Origin of the sequence: Cellulophaga algicola DSM 14237, from assembly GCF_000186265.1 — a bacterium.
GTDB classification, from domain to species: Bacteria; Bacteroidota; Bacteroidia; order Flavobacteriales; family Flavobacteriaceae; genus Cellulophaga; species Cellulophaga algicola.
This window is the reverse complement of the sequence record NC_014934.1, coordinates 1,249,805-1,270,346: the sequence shown is the minus strand read 5'-3', so window position 1 is coordinate 1,270,346 and position 20,542 is coordinate 1,249,805. Positions and strand designations below refer to the sequence as shown.

Here is a 20,542-nt window from a genome sequence, read left to right as displayed (position 1 = left end):
ATTTTCCATCAACCATCAACCATCAACCATCAACCATCAACCATCAACCATCAACCATCAACCATCAACCAACTTAGTTCCCCCTTCGGGGGCTAGGGGGACAGGGCTAGGGGGACGGGATCAGTTCATATATTTCAATTCAAAACCTTCAGGATTCACAATACCTAATGATTTTTTAAAATAGAAATCTATGATTTCATCCTCTAAATAAGTTTTAAGAACCTCTAGATCTTCGTTAGTATCATAAATTTTATAAGCCTCTAGCGTATTTTCTTTTTTAAATTCTTTTAAAAACCCTACAGGTTCAACAACCACATCAATGGTGGTAAATGCAGCGAATTTTTCTTCCATCCATCTGTGTCCCACTAATTTTTCAAGTCGGTTTTTTTGTTCTTCTAGAAGTTCTTGGTATTCCGTTTCTAATTTTTGTTCCTCAATAGTATATTCTGTTTTACTCTTATTGTTTAAGGTGTGTTGGTCTACTTCTAATTTTTTAGCAACAAACAGGCGCTCTAGAGCAATATCTATTTTGCGCATGTCTATCTGTATTTTTCTAATCACGGTAAACAATGCCTTTTCATACGTTTCTTTAAAATCGCCATAACCATACAATTCTTTTAAGAAGTTAATGGCGCTCTCCTTGTAGGCTTCCTCTTTTTCTTGTTTTTTAGTGATGGTTAAGAGTAAGCTTAGATCGTCTTTTTTAAACTGAGGAATATTAGAAAATTGAGCGCTTTCAAAAACAGTAGTTAATTGATTATTAATTTCAGTGGCTGTCCCGCTGTAGGAAACATTTCTGTATCTGAAACTCCAGAGATCTGTGGTTGTTTTTTCTAGGCGATGATCAATGTTTCTTTCTCCTTTATGGAGTTGAAGTTTAAAATTATCAAAGGCATAGCTATAGCCAAAAGTTAGCGTAAGATCGCGATTAGAGTTTAGTGTTGTGTTTCTGAAGAGCATTAAAAAATTCAGACTCAGATTGTGTTTTTGTAGCCAGAGATAATTAGATCCTAATCTAAAATTATAGATGTTGGTTTGTTTTTCTCCATTGCTATAAGAGGTGTTGTATGAACTAGATAGATTGGTGCGTAGCTGTTTGTCAAAAAACTGCTTTCCAACAGCTAGTGTTGGCCCTAGTGTTAAGCTTTTGTCTACTCCAGTAATATTGTAAGAAGTGTTACCTGCTAATGAGAATGTTAGGTTTTGTTGTGGGTATCCAAGGGTGTACGCTGCGGTACCATTGTAAAAAGTACTCAAACCCCCTTCAATAGTTTCTCCTTCTTGCTGATTGTTAGAATTTTGATACACTAAATTAAGATTGGTACTGTGTTGTTTAAATTCCGTTTTCTTTAAAATATAATTAATTCCAAGATTGGCATTTTGTGATATTTGACGGTAATTTAGGGTGTCTATATTATCATACGCATTTACTTGATTGATATAATCAAACTGATCACGGATATTGGTATAAGATTGAAAGTTAGAATAGGAACCATTTAAGGTAAGGCGCTCAGAGGCTGTGAAATTTGCATTTATGGCACTTACTACGCGTTGTTGTTCCGATGTTTTTGCCTTGTTTAGATTGTCTTGTTGCAAACCAGCGTTAACACTCAAATTTAATCTATTGTCAAAAATAGTTTGCGTAGCGTTTACGGTTATATTTTCTAAGTCATTATTAAAATAATAGGCGCCTAGTGTTTTGTAATCAGGGTCAATGCGTTCGTAACCAAAACCTAAACTTCCATTGCCTGCAGGGTAATTAAAAGAAGCATTTAATGCGTTATAATAATTAGTACTGATGTTTTCATCTAATAAAAAAGAAAGTACCCCGTTGTTGGGTCTTTCATCTCGTATTCTAGAATCTTCAGTAACTCCAGAAATAGCATATTCAATATGGATAGTAGCTTTGTCTAAAACCCGAAAGTCAGATTCAAAAGATAGTACCGCATTGTCTTTAGGCGTTAAGCCTAATTCAATCGGTAGGGGGTTTTCTAAAGAGTTTTTGGTGTCAGTAGCTTTAAAAAGGATAACGCCTAGTTTCATGAACTCAAAATCATAAGCCGTTTTTACACCAAAGCCCATTCGTTTATAAGCGGCAATGCCTCCTTGAGCAACAGAATCATACTCCGTAGCTTTTAAAAACCGACCGTACATGGCGCTAACTTGAAATTTTCCTTCCGGATTTAACTCCACTCCAGCTCCTGTAAATTGATGTCCGCTTAACGTGTAAGGAGAAAAAGTCATAGTTACATCTCCAAGATGCGCCGTGACCCATTTATAAGACGGATGAAAACTAAACCGATTAAAATTGAAGGGACTTGGGAAATTAAATTCTTGGTTTGAATACGTAAATGATACAGGGATATTATATAATCCTGCAATATTAAAATTAAGATTTCCTGTTAGGTAATAGGTCAAATCTTGTCTATTAGCCGTGCCATCATAATACACTCCGTTTGCTGAAATACCACCGTTATATCGCAACCACTTTTCTTTATCAAGTTGGTCAAAATTAATACTTTGAGAAAAGCAATAGGTGCTGAACATAAGGAGTAGGAGTAATAATTTCGGCAATAGAAATAGGGTTAGTTAGTTAAAATTACGTTAAATATACTAGATTTATATAATATTTTCGATGAATTGTATGAAAATATATTCTCACAATAGGATTATTTCATCATTCAAGAGTATTGTTTGCTCTTGTTTCCGTAGTAAATAGATTAAAAAATATAACACCTTTTCTAAAACGTCTACTTTAGTAAATACTACCTTTGTGTTATGGCTAGCTTTCCAGAAAAATTGAGTAAAAAACTAGAAGACCGCAGAGGGGCTAATTCCCTCCGGGTGCTACCTGCGCAACAACTTCTAATAGATTTCTCTTCTAATGATTATTTAGGTTTTGCAAAAAACACAACAATTTTTGAAGGTGTTATTGCCTTATTAAAGGAGAAGAATCTCAAGTTTAATGGGGCTACAGGCTCTCGATTAATTTCTGGGAATTATGGTTTGTATGCGGAAGTAGAAGATGCAATAGCAGAATTTCATGCTGCAGACACCGCCTTAGTATTTAACTCTGGGTATGATGCTAATGTTGGTTTTTTTAGTGCCATCCCCCAACGCGGAGATTATATTTTTTACGATGAATATATTCATGCGAGTATTCGTGATGGTATTGCGTTGAGCACTGCTAAAGGATATAAGTTTAAGCATAATAATCTACAAGATTTACAGCGTGTTATCAATCGTGTTATAGCACTAGAAAAAAATCAAGGAGCAGAAGTAGAGGTGTATGTAGTGACAGAGTCTGTCTTTTCTATGGATGGAGATTCGCCAGATCTTGTAGCATTTGCCCATTTTTGTGAAAAGCATAAACTCCGTTTTGTAGTAGATGAAGCACATGCCTTAGGTGTCTTCGGAAAAGAAGGCCAGGGTCTAGTTGCTGAATTAAATATTGCGCATCTAGTATTTGCAGAAATTGTTACTTTTGGAAAAGGCTTGGGCTGTCACGGCGCAGCAATTTTGGGGAGTGTGCAACTAAAGGAGTATCTCGTTAATTTTTCTCGTAGTTTTATATATACAACAGGTCTCCCTCCACATTCTTTGGCGACAATTTATCTGGCCTACGAGCAACTCGCAAAAACAAATTCTCTCCTTGAGCTAAAAAATAATATTACTTATTTTAAAGAACAACTTACTAATTTAGAAATTAAGGAGGCTTTTATACCGAGCAATTCTCCTATACAATGCTGTGTAATTTCTGGGAATGAGAAGGTTAAAAATTTGGCATCAGTCTTACAAAATAATAATTTTAGTGTAAAAGCTATTTTATCGCCTACCGTTGCTAAAGGGCAAGAGCGATTGCGATTTTGTTTGCATAGCTACAATACCAAGCATGAGATAGCTGATGTGTTAAAGATTTTGAAAAAATTAATGCATTAAATCATGGTAGATAAATGGGTGACGATAGCAACATTTGAATATTCCTCCGATTTGCAGGTTTTTAAAATCAAATTAGAATCAGAAGGGATTACTGTTTTTGTAAAAGATGAGTATACTATAAATTCTGATCCTATGATTAGTAATGCCATTGGAGGAGCAAAAGTGCAAGTTTTTCAGGAAGATAAAGAGCGGGCAATAGAAATTTATGATAGCATCAGAAGCTATGCCATAGGAGATGATGATTTGCCGGTAACCTGTCCTAATTGCAAGTCTCAAAAATCAGAGACGTACTATGCACAAAAAAGTATTTTTTACAAACTTTTTCCTTTTTTCGAGAAAAGAAAATACAAATGTCTAAATTGTAAGATGATTACAAACCCTTAAGTATGAAAATGAAATTATTTGTTACAGGTATCTCAACGGAAGTAGGAAAAACGATAGCATCTGCTATTTTAGTAGAAGCTTTGGAGGCCGATTATTGGAAACCGATACAAGCAGGAGAATTAGAAGATTCTGATAGTCATAAGGTAGCATCTCTTATATCAAATTCTAAAACTGTAATTCATAAAAATAGTTATGCATTAAAAACAGCTATGAGTCCGCATGCAGCGGCAGAAATAGATGGGGTTGTAATTGATAGAGAGAAAATAGAAGAACCAAAAACGGATAATCATTTGGTGATTGAAGGAGCAGGTGGCTTATTGGTTCCTATAAATGATGAGGATACTATTTTGGATATTATTATGCCAAGCTATAAAGTGGTTGTGGTTTCTAGGCATTATCTAGGCAGTATAAATCATACCTTATTAACGGTAGGATGGTTGCAGGAAAGAAAGTATGATGTGGTAATTTTATTTAGTGGGAAGGAACAAAAAACTACGGAAGATATTATCCTAAAAAAGACAAAAGTACCTTGTATTGGAAGAATTGATGAGGAGGCTGTTTTTGATAAGGCAACGATAAAGAAATATGCAGATCAATTTAAATCGGCTTTAGAATTACTTTAAACGCTGGTAAAGTACAGCTTTGTCAATTGTTTTAATGAGGCTGTACTTTTCTTCTAAATAGGCATTAACAAAAATATTTTCATCAATAATTTTTTTGTCTAAAAGTTGACTGCCTTGTTTTTTTACAATGATTTGGGGTTTTTTTATTTCTAAGATGTATTTAATTTCCTCCAAGGTGGTTCTTTTAAGGTTTTGAGAATACGGAAATAATTCTGACCGGCAAATATTGCTAGGATGAGTTGCGGCTTTGGTAGGAGGGTTGGTGTTTAAAAGCCAATAGCCAATATGATACTCTGTGAATAAAATGTTTTCAAAATTGATGTGATTCTCTTTTATGTAATTGGCAACTTCAATTCCTTCGCCATTATAGAAAGTTCCTTTTTCAATTTTATTTTTTATAACCTTAGTGTATTCTATATAGCTTTCTAAAGGAATCAAAAGTAGCAATACAGCTAATAGTTTTTTCTGAGTTTTATTTGTGGTAAATGAAGATTGATGCATTGTTATGCCCACTAAGATGAGGAGCATTGGGTATAATTGTATTAAATAATGACCATTTAGGCGGCCGCCTTTTATAAAAGATACATACGCGGCTAGGCTCACCAGAGCAATTAATTGAATAGAAGTGTTTTTAAAATCAATCAATTTTTTTCGCTTAATAATATATAAAAAGAGAAGAATTAGCACCAGTAATGGAGCAAAAGTCAGCAATGAATTTCGTTTAGTATTGGCATACATCATTGGGGCTTCAATAACAGAGTCCCACCATAAGCCAAGATGTCCATTCAAGAAATAAGGAAGTATGGTTAGTCCTATAACAAGGAGTATTCCAGCTCCATAAAGTATGGTGTTTCTAATTCCTGATTTTATATTTTTTGTCTTTCAATCAGTGTAATAGGATAGGGCATGTTTAATTTTACCATTGCCGTTGCTCCCATTAATATACCAGAAATTAACACCCAGTACCATTCTTTATGCTTCAGGATCAAATAAAGACTAGGCATAAAGAAAAACATTGAAATATGTTCAGACACAACACCTTGCATGCTGCCAAATAAGCTTTGAATAAACACACAGAAAATACCACACCAAATAGCTACTTTTTTTGTGCTGCATTCAAGCGCTATTTTATAGGTGTAGAATGATGTTATGGCGACGATTAATGCTCCAAAAAGTCGTATAGCAAAAAGACTTTTTCCAAAGTTCTAGATAGGGTAAGTGGCCATTAACCCACGATTATCCCATGATAATAAAGGTACTTTCATCACGATCAATATAATCCCTGAAAAAAAATGGCAATCGGATTAAAAAAGATAGTACGATTAGAATGAAAAGTACACTTTTATTTTTAAGATTGTTATATTCAGGACTTAAATGATTTAAGAGCTTAGTAAGCATGTAATGGTTGTGTTTATTGGCTATTAATTAGCATCTTTGCAAGATATAAAAAAGAACAGTCTCTTAAATCTATTCACATTGGGAAAACTTTCAGACAGAGATAAAAAACACATTTGGCATCCATTAACCCAACATAAGTTACACCCTACCATGTTGGCTATTATAAAAGCAAAAGGATGTATTTTAACAGATGAAGAGGGTAAGGAGTATATAGACGGAATTTCATCTTGGTATACCAGTGCGTATGGCCATTGTAATGATTTTATCATAGAACGTGTATATGCCCAAATGCAACAACTCGATCAGGTGGTGTTTAGTGGTTTTACCCATGAGCCTGCGATAAAACTATCAGAGGAACTCATAAAAATATTACCTCCTAATCAAGAAAAAATATTTTTCTCAGACAATGGTTCTACAGCTACCGAAATTGGAATAAAAATGGCCTTGCAGTATCATTTTAATAAAGGTGATAAACGAACTGTTTTATTAGCTTTTGAGAATGCTTTTCATGGAGATACTTTTGGAGCAATGTCTGTTTCTGGTTTGTCCGTATATAATGGACCTTTTGCAGATTTTTTTATTGCTGTAGAGCGTGTAGCAACGCCAACAAAAGAAAATATCTCGGAAGTTTTAGAGAAATTAGAAAAGCGCCTGCAGAAAAATGATATTGCAGGGTTTATCTACGAGCCACTAATACAGGGGGCAGCTGCAATGCAGATGCACGATCCAGAAGGTTTGGAAAAAATAATAACACTATTGAAGAAGTATGGTGTGATTACCGTTGCCGATGAGGTGATGACGGGATTTGGGAAAACTGGAAAATATTTTGCTTCAGATCATCTAGCTGTAAAACCAGACGTAATCTGTATGTCTAAAGCATTAACCGCAGGTATGGTTCCTATGGCAGCGACAAGTTGTACGCAGCAAGTATATGATGCTTTTTATAGTGCAGATATGTCAAAAGGCTTATTTCATGGGCATACATATACTGCAAATCCATTAGCATGTGCAGCAGCATTAGCGGGAATAGCATTGCTTACTTCTAATGAAATGCAAGAGAATATTCAGCGCGTAATCGCAGCACATAAAAATTTCGATTTAGAAATAAAAAGTCATCCTAAAGTAGCGCGGACAAGGCAAACCGGAACTATTTATGCACTTGATTTGGCTATTGAGATGGAACGCTATGGGGATTTGCGTGATAAGTTGATGAATCATTTCATGAGTCAAGGGGTATTTTTACGTCCCTTAGGTAGTACTATTTATATTTCTGCACCTTATGTTATCACTGATGAGCAGCTGCGAAAAATTTACGATAGTATAAAAGCAGTTTTAGAATTAATTTAGAAAGAAAATAATTTGAATTCACCAATATCTATTACCGCAATAGCCTCGATTTCCCCATTAGGAATTTCGCAAAAAGAAGTTTGGGAGCAGTATCTGAATGATGATACCGCGTTGATAAAATTAAATTTTGATGGTACAGACACTTGGGTGGGAGCGCTTGGAGACGAAGCTAAGGAACAAATATTAGCATTAAAAGAATCGGATAGTAAGTATAAAAATTTAGACGATAGTGTACTGTTTGCTTTGTTTGCTTCGCGGGAAGCAATGAAAACAGCAGGATGGTCAAAAGAGGCTAATTTCGGCGTAAATATTGGTTCATCAAGAGGTGCAACAGCACTCTTTGAAAAATACTTTGAAGAGTATCTTAAAAATAAGACCTCTTCTACGTTAGCGTCGCCTACAACAACCTTAGGGAATATTTCTTCTTGGATTGCTCATGATTTGCAAACACAGGGTCCAGAAATATCACACTCTATAACGTGTTCTACAGCACTTCATGCGTTATTAAATGGGTATGCCTGGATTAAAAGTGGTATGGTTAATAAGTTTATGGTGGGAGGTAGTGAAGCGCCATTAACACCGTTTACTATAGCGCAAATAAGAGCATTGAAAATTTATGCTAGAGATGCGACAAGTCCACCCCAAAATGAAGATAATTTAATCAGTGCTAGCCCAGGTTATCCTTGTCAAGCTTTCAACTTAGAGAAAACACAAAATACTATGGTTTTGGGTGAGGGTGCTTCTGTGGTTTGTTTAGAACAAGGGGTTCCTGAAAATGCTTTAGCAATTATAGAAGGTATTGGCTATGCAACAGAGGTCTTAGAACACAATATTTCTATTTCTACAGATGCTGTTTGTTTTCAACGTTCTATGAAAATGGCTTTAGGAGGATTAAATCCAGATGAGGTAGATGTGATTGTACTTCATGCACCAGGAACGATTAAAGGTGATTCTTCAGAAATAAAAGCAATTGAGAAAATATTTTGTAACAAAGTTCCGTTCTTAACTACTAATAAGTGGAAGATAGGTCATACGTTTGGAGCATCGGGCATGTTGAGTTTAGAATTAGCACTGCTAATGATGCAGCATCAAAAAGCAATAAAAGTTCCTTATGTAACGTATGATTCCGTTCCTGAGAAAATATCAAGAGTATTAGTGAATGCTGTTGGTTTTGGAGGAAATGCGGTTAGTATCTTACTTAAAAGAGTAGAATAATCAACTAAATTAAACAGGATGGAACAATGGTTTGAGGCGCTTAATTTATTTGAAAAAATATATTGGTTAGTAGCAGGTATTTCATCAGTTATATTTTTGGTCTTATTAGTTTTGACCTTAGTAGGAGGAGATTCTGATAGTTTTGGTGATGATATTGATACAGAAATAGATGGCGATACTGGAATAGATTTTCAGTTCTTATCCTTCAAAAATTTAATGGGATTTTTTACCATTTTTGGATGGTCTGGAATTGCGGCTTTGAGCGGAGATTTGCCAAGGTATATGGTAGTTATTCTTTCAATTATATGTGGTTTGTTAATGATGTTGGCCATGGCTTCCTTATTCTATTACTTATCAAAATTACAAAGTAGTGGGACTTTAAAACTTAAAAATGCCATTAACCAAGTAGGAGAAGTATATCTTACTATTGGTGCAAATCGTTCTTTTATTGGAAAAGTTAGCATCAATGTTCAAGGTACATTGCGCGAGTTAGAAGCGCTCACGGAAGAGCATTCAGATTTACACCAAGGTAATGTTGTACGTGTAAAAACAGTTACTGATAACGGAATATTAATTGTTGAACTTTTAAATAAATAACCAAATGCTATTATTACCCTTACAATTAGGCGGAGGATCCGCTACTTTGCTGACGATTGGTTTTGCAATTTTATTCTTTTTTGTCATTATTATATCCTTTATTAGAAGGTATAAACGTTGTCCTTCAGATCGTATCCTTGTAGTGTATGGTAAAGTTGGTAATGGTAATTCTGCACGCTGTATTCATGGTGGAGCAGCCTTTATTTGGCCTGTAATTCAAGATTATGAGTTTTTAGATTTAACACCTATATCTATAGAGGTAAATTTAGTGAATGCCTTAAGTAAACAAAATATTCGTGTAAACGTTCCTTCAAGATTTACAATTGGTATATCTACAGAGCCTGGAATTATGCAGAATGCTGCAGAACGTCTTTTAGGTCAAGGAATGCAAGAAGTTCAAGACTTAGCAAAAGAAATTATTTTCGGTCAACTTCGTTTGGTGGTAGCATCAATGGATATTGAGGAAATTAACTCGGATAGAGATAAATTTTTAACGAATATATCTCAGAGTGTTGAATCTGAATTAAAGAAAGTAGGACTTAAATTGATCAACGTAAATATTACAGATATTGTTGATGAATCTGGGTATATTGAGGCTTTAGGTAAAGAAGCTGCTGCACATGCCATAAATGCAGCACGTAAATCGGTAGCAGAAAAAACAAGAGATGGTTCTATTGGTGAGGCTAATGCAGTGCAAGATGAGCGTACCCAAGTTGCTGCGGCAAATGCAAAGGCCGTAGAAGGAGAAAATATTGCAAAAATCAACGTAGCAAATTCAGATTCATTACGTCGTCAGAGAGAAGCAGAAGTAGAACGTACGGCAATTGCTTCAGAGAAAGTACAATCAGCAAAAGCATTGGAAGAATCTTATGCAGCAGAGCAATTAGCAGAATTAGCGAGAGCAGAACGTGTTCGTAGTTCTCAGATGGCAGATATTATAGTACCTGCAGAGATAGATAAGAAAAAGGTAGAAATTGAGGCAGAAGCAGATGCTGAGCGTACAAGACGTATAGCAAAAGGGGAAGCAGATGCTATCTTATTTAAAGCACAAGCAGAAGCGCAAGGCTTATTAGAGATTTTAACGAAACAAGCACAAGGTTTAGATCAGATAGTGAAAGCAGCAGGTAATAACCCTAAAGATGCTGTATTGTTATTGGTGGCAGACAAACTTCCAGAATTAGTTAAAACGCAAGCAGAAGCTATTAAAAATATCAAAATCGATAAAATTACGGTTTGGGATTCTGGTGCAAAATCTGAAGATGGTAAAGGTTCTACGGCTAATTTTATCTCTGGAATGTACAAATCGGTGCCACCTTTACAAGAAATGTTTAATATGGCTGGGATGCAATTGCCAGAATATTTAAAAGGTAAAGATGTTGCAGGGGAAGAAGTTAAAGAAGTTTTAGATAAGAGTTCAAAATCTAACAAAGACGATTCTAAAGCATAAATGTTCAAAATAAATAGTATAAAAAAGTCCTGCTGAAACTAATTTCAGTAGGACTTTTTTAATAAACATGAATTTCTTTATTGGGATTTGAATTACAAATAGGCTATTTTTGGCAATTGATAAAACGAGCTACATGAGCGAGAAAAGATACAACTGGACAAAAGAGGAAATACTAGAAATCTATAACAAACCAATGATGGAATTGTTATATGATGCTGCTACGATACACAGAGAAAACCATGATCCAAATACGGTTCAGGTTTCTACTTTACTTTCAATAAAAACAGGAGGTTGCCCAGAAGATTGTGGCTATTGTCCGCAAGCAGCACGGTATCATACAGGTCTAGAAGGAAATGATTTAATGACAGTTCCTCATGTAAAAGCACAAGCATTAAGAGCAAAAGCTTCGGGAAGTTCAAGAGTGTGTATGGGCGCTGCATGGCGTAATGTAAAAGACGGACCAGAGTTTGATCAAGTTCTTGAAATGGTACGTACCATTAACAAGTTAGATATGGAGGTTTGTTGTACTTTGGGTATGATTACAGAAAACCAGGCAAAACGTTTAGCAGAAGCTGGCTTGTATGCTTACAATCACAACTTAGATACTTCAGAAGATTATTATAAAGATGTTATTTCTACAAGAGCATTTGAAGATCGTTTAGATACGATTAGTAATGTGCGTAAAACTAATGTTACCGTTTGTAGTGGTGGTATTATCGGAATGGGAGAAAAGCTAGAGGATAGGGCAGGGATGTTGGTTGCTTTGGCATCACTTAATCCACAACCAGAGTCTACGCCAATCAATGCATTAGTAGCGGTAGAAGGTACGCCTATGGAAGATATTGAGCCTATTGCAATTTGGGATATGCTTAGAATGGTAGCAACTACAAGAATTGTTATGCCAGAAACGCAAGTACGTTTATCTGCAGGAAGAACAGAGATGAGTAGAGAAGGCCAAGCAATGTGCTTTTTCGCTGGAGCAAATTCAATTTTTGCAGGTGATAAGTTATTGACAACTCCAAATCCTGATGTAAATGACGATATGGAGATGTTTAAACTTTTAGGTTTAAACCCTCAAAAGCCATTTACTAAAGTTTCTCAGCCTAAAACAGTAGAAGCTCAAGATTCAGAATTTCAAACGTTGGGAGAGAAACCAAGATGGACAAGACCGGGTCATACTATTGAGCGGAATGAAACAGCTAAGGCTAAGGCTAAATTATCTTAAAACAAACTATAACTAGATTTTTAAGAGCAATAGAGTAGCTTTTTGTAAAAATTTTATGAATGATTCATTCATAGGATTTTTAAATTTGCAGTTATTTTAAAACTGATTATCATTGAATTTAATAGATATTCCAAGGGTAAGTCAAATTACTAAAGCAGATTTTGTAGCAAACTACTTTAAACCTCAAAAGCCTGTTGTTATTGAGCGGTTTATTGAAGAGTGGCCTGCGTATACAAAATGGAATTTAGCATATATGAAGGCGGTTGCTGGAGAAAAGATAGTACCGCTTTATGATAATCGTCCGGTAAACCATGAAGATGGCTTTAATGAGCCACACGCTAAAATGAAAATGGCAGATTATATTGATCTGCTAAAAAAAGAGCCAACTAAATTTCGAATTTTTCTTTGGAATATTCTAAGAGAAGTTCCTGAGCTCCAAAAGGATTATACTTTTCCAGATTTTGGACTCAAATTATTGAAAGGTTTACCTATGTTGTTCTTTGGAGGTAAAGATTCTTATACCTTCATGCATTATGATATAGATCTGGCAAATATTTTTCATTTTCATTTTGAAGGACGAAAAGAAATCATACTTTTTGATCAATCTCAAAATAAGCACTTATATAAAGTGCCACATTCCTTAATAGCCCATGAAAGTATAGATTTTTCAAATCCTGATTATGAGAAATGGCCAGCTTTAAAAAATGCTACAGGATATAAAACCTATTTAGAACATGGGGAAGTGTTGTATATGCCCGAAGGGTACTGGCACTATATGAAATATATTACCCCTGGGTTTTCTATGAGCTTACGTGCTATGGCGCGAAACCCAAAAAACTTAGGGAAAGCCGCTTATAATATTCTTATTATGCGATATTATGATCATATAATGCGAAAAATTTACGGTCAAAAATGGATTGACGAAAAAAATGAAAAGGCCATACGTCGAACAAATACGTATATAGATAGCGCAATTAAATCAGAATAGATATCTTTGCGGGCTTAAAAATTAGTACACTAACAAATAAACAATATAAAATGAAAAAAGTATTAGTTGCATTAACAATGATTCTTGGGGTTTCTTTTGCAAATGCTCAAGCTTATAGTGGTAAAGACGATGCAAAATTTCAAATAGGAGCTAATTTCCAAGACAATGGAACCGGGATCGGGGTAACTTATGATTATGGAATGGGAGAAAATTTTTCTATTGGAGCTACAGCAGGCTATGTATTAGGGGTTGATGATGCTATCGATGCAGATTTTGGTGATAGATTTGATTTAAAGGCTAGATTTAATGCTAACCTTGGTAGTGTAATGCAGTTGCCAGATAATATTGATGTATATCCTGGTTTAAATTTAGGATTAAAGAATTTTGGTGGTCATTTAGGTACACGTTATTTCTTTAGTGATGGTTTTGGTTTATTTGCTGAAGCATCAGTTCCTTTTGCAAAGTACAAAACAGATAATTTAAGTGAGGCAGAAGATTTAAACAATCAATTTGTTTTTAGTTTCGGAGCTACATTTAATTTATAGAAACATATTTTAATAAAAAAGGGCGATTGTGTAAACAATCGCCCTTTTTTTATTTGATTAATTCAGTGATTTTCTCATAAACCAAATGGCTTTCCCAGCCACGATATAAAAGATAATCGGCTAATTTTTTTCTTCTTTTTTGAATGTTCTTTTCAGAAATGGCATCCAATCTTTTTTGTGCTAATAGCTCTAGTGTCTCCAGGTAGTCATTTTCATCAATCTCTTTAAGAGCAGAAGTAATGTTGTATTTAGAGATGTTACGCTGTTTCAGTTCATTTGTAATGCGCCTTTTTCCCCATTTTTTAATCCTAAACTTACCTCGTGCAAAACTTTTAGAAAAGCGCTCTTCGTTCAGGAAGTTTTCTTGAATCAAGGAGTTAATAACTTGGTCTATGGCGCTTGGTATCATTCCCATGTCTCTAAGTTTTTGATTCACTTCTTTATGGCATCGGTCTTGATATGCGCAATAACTTTCTAGTTTTTTTCTAGCTTCATCAATAGTATATGAAGGTTGGTAATTATTCAAAATGCATTGTTTTAAGGTGCTAAATATACTAAAACGTACTTGGTATAAATAAAAAAAGCGACCCTTTGTTGAGGTCGCTTTTTTTAATATATGGTTTTGCCGTCTTTGTTTTTAAAACGGTATTCTAGATACGTATACGCATCTCTAGGTTGTATTTTAATCCATTTTTTGTACTCTAAAAACCATTTAGAGCGAATAGATGGAAAACCTTTTGTGATATAGGCTGCGATAAATGGATGAATGTTTAATGTAACAGCGTTATCCTTAGCTGGGCCATTGAATAATTTTTCAAGGTCAGCATTAATTTTATCAATTAAAACAATAGGAGCTTCTACTTCTTGACCTTTTTGATTCGGGTCTTCTTCCGTTGTTTTAATATTCATTTCGGGCCTAACCCTTTGTCTTGTAATTTGTATAAGTCCAAATTTACTAGGTGGCAAAATCTTATGTTTTGCACGATCGTCTTTCATTTCATCTCTAAGATGATCAAACAATCTTCTCCTATTTTCTCCTTTGGTCATGTCAATAAAGTCAACCACGATAATTCCGCCCATATCTCTAAGTCGTAATTGTCGCGCAATTTCAGAAGCTGCTAGTAAGTTTACTTCAAGGGCAGTTTCTTCTTGGTTTTTTGCTTTATTTGATCGATTACCACTATTAACATCTACAACATGTAATGCTTCAGTATGTTCGATAATCAAATACGCGCCTTTGCTCATTGCAGCGGTGCGTCCAAAAGAGGTTTTAATTTGCCGTTCTATTCCAAATTTCTCGAAAATAGGCACGGTATTGTCACTATACAATTTAACAATAGATTCTTTTTCTGGGGCAATTTCTGCCACATAGTCTTTTACTTGCTCGTAAAGTACCTCATCATCTACATGAATTCCTGTAAAAGAATCATTAAAAACATCTCTTAAGATAGAGGATGCTCTATTAAGTTCTACTAGAACTTTAGAGGGGTGTGGAGCTTTGTATAATTTTTTACACATTACTGACCATTTTGCCAGTAAGTTTTGTAGATCTTTGTCGAGTTCTGCGACTTTTTTGCCTTCGGCAACTGTCCTTATAATAACACCAAATCCTTTAGGTTTAATACTCTTAACGAGTCTTTTTAGCCTATCTTTTTCTTCACTACTTTCTATTTTTTGAGAAACAGAAATTCGTTCTGAAAAAGGAACCATTACCAAATAACGCCCAGCAATAGAAAGTTCTGAGCTTATTCTTGGTCCTTTTGTAGATATTGGTTCTTTAACAATTTGCACTAATAAAGATTGATTGGCCTTAATTACATCTGTAATAGCACCATCTTTATTTATATCTTCTTCAAATGGAAAGTCTTTTAATGAAAAGTCTTTTAATTTCCCCAAGCTAGCTTGTTTTATAAACTTCAACATAGTTGATAGCTGTGGGCCTAAATCATGGTAATGCAAAAAAGCATCCTTTTCATAACCTACGTTTACAAAAGCGGCATTTAAACCAGTAACAGGCTTTCTAACTTTGGCGATAAAAATATCGCCAACAGAAAAGTTATTACTGTCTTCCACCTTTTGTAGTTCAGTTAATTTTCCATCCTTTAATAAGGCAAAATCGACGGTATCGGAACTAGATCTTACGATTAATTCTCTATTCACCTGAATCAATTTTTATCTACTTGTAGGCATGCCCAAAAGCATGCTTAACAAATAAATGATTAAACAATATACGTAACAGGTTTATTAAACCTGATGAAATTCGTTGAAGAATTTCTATGTCAATGAACGTATTAAAATGAAAAAGTAGTTGAAACAACTACTTTTTCTTGTGACGATTTGCTCTTCTACGCTTTTTACGTTTGTGTGTAGCAACCTTATGTCTTTTTCTCTTCTTACCACTTGGCATAAAACTATACTTTTTAGATTAATATTTTTTTTATTTTACTTCTACGTTACTTTTAACACTTTCTACAAAAACCTTTGCTGGTTTAAAAGAAGGAATGTTATGTGCTGGAATTTTAATAGTCGTATTTTTTGAAATATTCCTACCTGTTTTTTCAGCTCTTGTTTTGATGATAAAACTACCAAAACCTCTTAAATATACATTGTCACCATTTTCCAATGAATATTTAACTTCTTCCATAAAAGATTCTACAGTCGCCTGTACATCTCCTTTTTCAATACCCAGTTTTTCTGAGATTCTCGTTACAATATCCGCTTTCGTCATTTTTTGAAATAGTTTTATCTATGTTTTTTTCGGGTTGCAAATATATAAATTAAAATTCAATCTCCATCTTAAAGAGTTTAATTTTAAGGATATAAACCATTACTTTTGATCCATAGTATTTTTCAAATGACTTTTTCAGCTAAAATTCTTCATTGGTACGATGTAAATAAAAGGGATCTTCCTTGGAGAAACACCGTGAACCCCTATAACATATGGCTTTCTGAAATTATGCTTCAGCAGACTCGCGTTGCTCAAGGTACACCTTATTATTTAAAGTTTATTGAAAATTTTCCAACAATAAAAGATTTAGCAGCGGCCAAAGAAGAAGAAATATTAAAACTTTGGCAAGGTTTAGGCTATTATTCAAGAGCGAGGAACTTACATGCTACCGCAAAAACGGTTACTAATGAGTATAAAGGAGAGTTTCCTAACACCTATAAAGAGCTATTACAACTTAAGGGAGTTGGAGATTATACGGCCAGTGCAATTGCATCTATAAGCTTTAATTTACCAGAGCCTGTGGTAGATGGAAATGTATACCGTGTTTTGGCTCGGTATTACGGGATAGCTATGCCTATTAATAGTACAGAAGGTATTAAATATTTTAAAAAAATTGCTCGCGAAGTAATGAATGTCAAAAATATCCGTGATTATAATCAGGGTATTATGGAATTTGGTGCGATTCAATGCACGCCTCGCAACCCTAATTGTGCAGACTGCCCTTTAAATGATAGTTGTGTAGCTCTTAAAGAAAATAGCGTTCAGGATTTACCTATTAAATTAAAAAAGATAAAAGTTAAAGACCGCTTTTTTAATTACCTAGTGGTAATAGACGCATTAGAACAATCAATTTTAAAGCAGCGTATAGGTAAAGGTATCTGGCAGAATTTATATGAATTTCCTCTAATTGAGTCTCAAATAACTCCTAATAAGGTTGCTATTGAAACTGAATTGAAAAAATATGACATTTTAAATCAGAAATTTGAATATTATAAGTTTAATGAAGAGGTAATCGTGCACAAACTATCACATCAACATTTAAAAACTCACTTTTGGATTGTGACTTTGGAGGGTGAAATTCCGAATGGTGTAGCCTTTACGGAAATTGATAAATTTCCTGTACCTGTTTTAGTTGCAGATTTCATAAAGACGTTTAAATTTTAGTATTTTTGACAAAATATATTTGTTATGAGCGGTACATTAAATAAGGTTATGCTAATTGGGCATTTGGGTGATGAGGTAAAAATCCACTATTTTGAAGGAGGTAATTGCATCGCGCGTTTTCCTTTAGCAACGAATGAATCTTATACCAATAAACAAACAGGAGAAAAAGTAACAAATACAGATTGGCATAATATTGTTATTAGAAATAAAGCTGCTGAAATTTGTGAGAAATACTTGAGTAAAGGTGATAAAATTTATGTAGAAGGTAGGTTGAAAAACAGACAATGGCAGGGAGAAGACGGACAACCAAGATATACGACGGAAGTTCATGTTCAAGATTTTACATTTTTAACAACAAAAGCAAATTCTGGTGCTACACAAAATAATCAGACAGCTCCAAACGTTCAGAATGTGGCAGCTAAGCCTGTAAGTATTTCAACTGAAACAAGCCAGGCTAATAATACACCAGAACAAGAAGATGATTTACCCTTTTAAATTAGAACTTAATTATTAAACTGTGGACCCAGACCCCTTTAGGCAATTTTTGTCTTTTATTGCTTTCGATAGTGCCTTGGCACTTAAATTTGTAGTGCTTTTTATTTTATTAATTTGTTCGGCATTAATTTCAGGAGCAGAAGTGGCATTCTTTGGCTTATCTGCATCAGATGTAAATGCAATTGATGAAGAAAAAACCGCTAAAGGAGGTGTTGTTGTAAAATTATTAGAAAAACCCAAAAAGCTTTTAGCTACAATTCTAATCGCAAACAATGCAATTAATATTGCAATTGTATTGCTGTTTAGTGTAATTGGCGACGCTTTGTTTGAAGAGGTTACTTATGTGTTATTCGGATTTTTATCGGTACGTTTTCTTTTAGAAGTAGTGGTTGTAACTTTTCTAATTTTAATGTTTGGAGAGATATTACCTAAAGTATATGCAAATAGGAATCAGAAAACTTTTGCCTATACAATGGCATATCCATTAAAGGTTCTTGATGTAGTTTTTACGCCATTGAGCACTCCAATGCGGTCTATAACACTTTATTTACATAATAAGTTAGGGAAACAAAAATCTAGCTTAAGCATAGATCAGTTATCTCAGGCTTTAGAGCTTACTTCTGAGGGCGATACGACTAAAGAAGAGCAGAAAATACTAGAAGGGATAGTTTCTTTTGGTAATACGGATACTAAGCAGGTAATGCGCCCTAGGATAGATATTTTTGCATTAAATGCTGAAATGAAATTTCTAGAAGTTATCGAAGAAATTAAAAAAAGAGGGTATTCAAGAGTGCCGGTATTTGCAGAAAATGTAGATAATGTTAAAGGAGTTTTGTACGTAAAAGATTTACTACCTTATATAGATAGGAAAACGTTTAACTGGATGAGTTTAATCCGTGATCCTTATTTTGTGCCTGAAAATAAAAAACTAGACGATTTATTGCTTGAGTTTCAAGAGAAGAAAAATCATTTAGCAGTGGTGGTAGATGAATATGGGGGGACTTCTGGAATTGTAACTTTGGAAGATATTATTGAAGAAATAGTAGGAGATATTAGTGATGAATTTGATGATGAAGATCTTATTTTTTCAAAATTAGATGACAATAAGTACTTGTTTGATGGTAAAACAGCTCTAAAAGATTTTTACCGCGTTATTAAAATTGATGACGAAACTAATTTTGAGGAGCGTAAAGGAGAATCTGAGACAATAGCAGGTTTTATTTTAGAGATAGCAGGAAGTTTTCCTGAACGGGGAGAAGTTGTTGAGTTTGATGGGTATACCTTTGTAATTGAGAGTCTAGACAAGAAAAGGTTAAAACAAATAAAAGTTATTTTACCAAATGAAGAATAAATTATCTGTTTTTTTAATCCTGATTGTATTGGCAGCTGTAGGCTGTGAGGAAGAAAATGTAATGCCTAAGCCAAAAGCGATGCTTAGATTAGATTATCCTATAGCTAAGGAGGCTCTTTTAGACGCGGATCATTTTTCCTTTAATTATAACGATCGCGCTACGCCTATTATTAAAAACCAAAGTGCAATCATTATTGATTATCCGTCAATGAAGGGGTCTATATTTGTAACGCATAAAAACATAGATGGGAATTTGCAGAAGCTTATAGCAGATGCAGAGAAATTATCTATGGAGCATATGAAAAAGGCAGATAATATTCAGCCAAGAACATTTATCAATGAAGAAAATAGAGTGTATGGCACTTATTTTCAAATAATTGGGGATGCGGCTTCACAGTCACAGTTTTACTTGACGGATAGTGTTCAGAATTTTATAACAGGTTCTGTTTATTTTTATTCAAAACCTAACTACGATTCTATTTTACCAGCAGCAGATTATTTACAAGGCGATATGCGTGCTATTATGGAGACCTTACGTTGGAAAAAATAGGCCCATGAGCCTATTTTAAAAGAGCTTCTGCGTTTTCAATGCTAGAATTCATTTGATCTCTTAAAGCTATAACTTTCTTTTCTTCTTCATTTAAAAAGCGTTGCTTCTCTTTGCTAAGTGCTTTTCCTTTCATGATTTCATCAGATTCAAAACGATTACCAAAACCTTTCATCCAGGCCATCATAGCTGAATTTGCAGTTTTTAAATCAGCTTGAGCCTTTAAAAGTACTTCAGTAGAATCTGTAGCTTGCATTTCTTCGTCAATTTTACTGATTAACCTGCCTATGGTACTCATTTTTGGCATTACTTCATCATGAACGGCCATTACCTGGTCCATTTGCGAAGGAATTTCTTTTTTATCAGTGTCTTTGCAAGAAATTGCTAATGATATTGCTATAGTTGAGAGGATGAGGATAAAATTTTTCATGATATTTTTTTATAGTGTAAAGATACTATTTCTTTCTTTTTTTAAGGATTATAAGGCTATTTCTGAGTATATTTTATTTATCAGATAAAAAAACCTTCAAAACTAAATGAGTAGTTCTG

21 protein-coding genes are annotated in these 20,542 nt (G+C 34.3%); 14 read left to right on the top strand and 7 right to left on the bottom strand.

Translation table 11 applies throughout. The features are described 5' to 3' along the window. Positions 1-120: 120 nt before the first annotated feature. Positions 121-2,574, bottom strand: coding sequence for a TonB-dependent receptor (locus tag CELAL_RS05495; protein ID WP_148229656.1), 2,454 nt, complete (start codon positions 2,572-2,574; stop codon positions 121-123). 204 nt (positions 2,575-2,778) lie between these two features. On the opposite strand from CELAL_RS05495, the gene CELAL_RS05490 reads away from it, so the two are divergent. From CELAL_RS05490 to bioD, 3 genes are read left to right on the top strand one after another with little or no spacing between them, the layout of a single operon-like run. Beyond that, complete coding sequence (locus CELAL_RS05490) at positions 2,779-3,939, top strand: aminotransferase class I/II-fold pyridoxal phosphate-dependent enzyme (protein WP_013549916.1); 1,161 nt, start codon at positions 2,779-2,781, stop codon at positions 3,937-3,939. 3 nt (positions 3,940-3,942) lie between these two features. After that, complete coding sequence (locus CELAL_RS05485) at positions 3,943-4,323, top strand: putative signal transducing protein (protein ID WP_013549915.1); 381 nt, start codon at positions 3,943-3,945, stop codon at positions 4,321-4,323. A 2-nt stretch (positions 4,324-4,325) separates the two neighbouring features. Next, a complete protein-coding gene (gene bioD, locus CELAL_RS05480) occupies positions 4,326-4,946 on the top strand; it encodes a dethiobiotin synthase (protein WP_041557554.1) in 621 nt (206 codons plus the stop codon). Here bioD and CELAL_RS05475 read toward each other — a convergent pair. Together CELAL_RS05475 and CELAL_RS22840 are read right to left on the bottom strand one after the other, a co-directional pair. Beyond that, a complete protein-coding gene (locus CELAL_RS05475; RefSeq protein WP_041557552.1) occupies positions 4,938-5,735 on the bottom strand; it encodes a hypothetical protein in 798 nt (265 codons plus the stop codon). The genes bioD and CELAL_RS05475 overlap by 9 nt on opposite strands. A gap of 77 nt (positions 5,736-5,812) precedes the next feature. Beyond that, complete coding sequence (locus CELAL_RS22840) at positions 5,813-6,097, bottom strand: hypothetical protein (protein WP_407636751.1); 285 nt, start codon at positions 6,095-6,097, stop codon at positions 5,813-5,815. 325 nt (positions 6,098-6,422) lie between these two features. On the opposite strand from CELAL_RS22840, the gene bioA reads away from it, so the two are divergent. The 7 genes from bioA (at position 6,423) to CELAL_RS05435 (ending at position 13,708) form a co-directional block, all read left to right on the top strand. Further along, positions 6,423-7,691, top strand: a complete 1,269-nt coding sequence (gene bioA, locus CELAL_RS05465; RefSeq protein WP_013549913.1) for an adenosylmethionine--8-amino-7-oxononanoate transaminase — start codon at positions 6,423-6,425, stop codon at positions 7,689-7,691. A 12-nt stretch (positions 7,692-7,703) separates the two neighbouring features. Beyond that, positions 7,704-8,906, top strand: coding sequence for a beta-ketoacyl synthase N-terminal-like domain-containing protein (locus CELAL_RS05460; RefSeq protein ID WP_013549912.1), 1,203 nt, complete (start codon positions 7,704-7,706; stop codon positions 8,904-8,906). Between the two features lie 18 nt (positions 8,907-8,924). Then, the gene (locus tag CELAL_RS05455) at positions 8,925-9,503 is read left to right on the top strand and encodes a hypothetical protein (protein WP_013549911.1); all 579 of its coding nucleotides are present in this window, start codon (positions 8,925-8,927) and stop codon (positions 9,501-9,503) included. A gap of 4 nt (positions 9,504-9,507) precedes the next feature. After that, the gene (locus tag CELAL_RS05450; RefSeq protein WP_013549910.1) at positions 9,508-10,950 is read left to right on the top strand and encodes a flotillin family protein; all 1,443 of its coding nucleotides are present in this window, start codon (positions 9,508-9,510) and stop codon (positions 10,948-10,950) included. A gap of 133 nt (positions 10,951-11,083) precedes the next feature. Then, positions 11,084-12,175, top strand: coding sequence for a biotin synthase BioB (gene bioB / locus CELAL_RS05445; RefSeq protein ID WP_013549909.1), 1,092 nt, complete (start codon positions 11,084-11,086; stop codon positions 12,173-12,175). A gap of 112 nt (positions 12,176-12,287) precedes the next feature. Then, positions 12,288-13,163 carry a cupin-like domain-containing protein gene (locus CELAL_RS05440; protein WP_013549908.1) on the top strand — a complete coding sequence of 292 codons (876 nt, stop codon included), beginning with the start codon at positions 12,288-12,290 and terminating at the stop codon, positions 13,161-13,163. A gap of 50 nt (positions 13,164-13,213) precedes the next feature. Beyond that, positions 13,214-13,708, top strand: a complete 495-nt coding sequence (locus CELAL_RS05435) for a DUF6646 family protein (RefSeq protein WP_013549907.1) — start codon at positions 13,214-13,216, stop codon at positions 13,706-13,708. Positions 13,709-13,757: 49 nt separating this feature from the next. Here CELAL_RS05435 and CELAL_RS05430 read toward each other — a convergent pair whose 3' ends face one another. The 3 genes from CELAL_RS05430 to CELAL_RS05420 form a co-directional block, all read right to left on the bottom strand. Further along, positions 13,758-14,234 (bottom strand): regulatory protein RecX, encoded by a 477-nt coding sequence (locus CELAL_RS05430; protein ID WP_013549906.1) that lies wholly within the window; start codon positions 14,232-14,234, stop codon positions 13,758-13,760. An 83-nt stretch (positions 14,235-14,317) separates the two neighbouring features. Continuing rightward, complete coding sequence (locus CELAL_RS05425) at positions 14,318-15,868, bottom strand: Rne/Rng family ribonuclease (RefSeq protein WP_013549905.1); 1,551 nt, start codon at positions 15,866-15,868, stop codon at positions 14,318-14,320. A gap of 277 nt (positions 15,869-16,145) precedes the next feature. Beyond that, a complete protein-coding gene (locus CELAL_RS05420; RefSeq protein ID WP_013549904.1) occupies positions 16,146-16,436 on the bottom strand; it encodes an HU family DNA-binding protein in 291 nt (96 codons plus the stop codon). Positions 16,437-16,562: 126 nt separating this feature from the next. On the opposite strand from CELAL_RS05420, the gene mutY reads away from it, so the two are divergent. The 4 genes from mutY to gldD are packed head-to-tail and all read left to right on the top strand — an operon-like array spanning position 16,563 to position 19,996. Next, positions 16,563-17,600, top strand: coding sequence for an A/G-specific adenine glycosylase (gene mutY / locus CELAL_RS05415; RefSeq protein ID WP_013549903.1), 1,038 nt, complete (start codon positions 16,563-16,565; stop codon positions 17,598-17,600). A 24-nt stretch (positions 17,601-17,624) separates the two neighbouring features. Further along, a complete protein-coding gene (locus CELAL_RS05410) occupies positions 17,625-18,095 on the top strand; it encodes a single-stranded DNA-binding protein (protein ID WP_013549902.1) in 471 nt (156 codons plus the stop codon). A gap of 22 nt (positions 18,096-18,117) precedes the next feature. Then, positions 18,118-19,446, top strand: a complete 1,329-nt coding sequence (gene gldE, locus CELAL_RS05405) for a gliding motility-associated protein GldE (protein WP_013549901.1) — start codon at positions 18,118-18,120, stop codon at positions 19,444-19,446. Further along, positions 19,436-19,996 carry a gliding motility lipoprotein GldD gene (gldD, locus tag CELAL_RS05400; protein ID WP_013549900.1) on the top strand — a complete coding sequence of 187 codons (561 nt, stop codon included), beginning with the start codon at positions 19,436-19,438 and terminating at the stop codon, positions 19,994-19,996. The genes gldE and gldD overlap by 11 nt, the downstream gene beginning before the upstream one ends. A gap of 10 nt (positions 19,997-20,006) precedes the next feature. On the opposite strand, the gene CELAL_RS05395 is transcribed toward gldD, so the two are convergent. Then, positions 20,007-20,423 carry a hypothetical protein gene (locus tag CELAL_RS05395; RefSeq protein ID WP_013549899.1) on the bottom strand — a complete coding sequence of 139 codons (417 nt, stop codon included), beginning with the start codon at positions 20,421-20,423 and terminating at the stop codon, positions 20,007-20,009. Positions 20,424-20,542 lie beyond the last annotated feature (119 nt).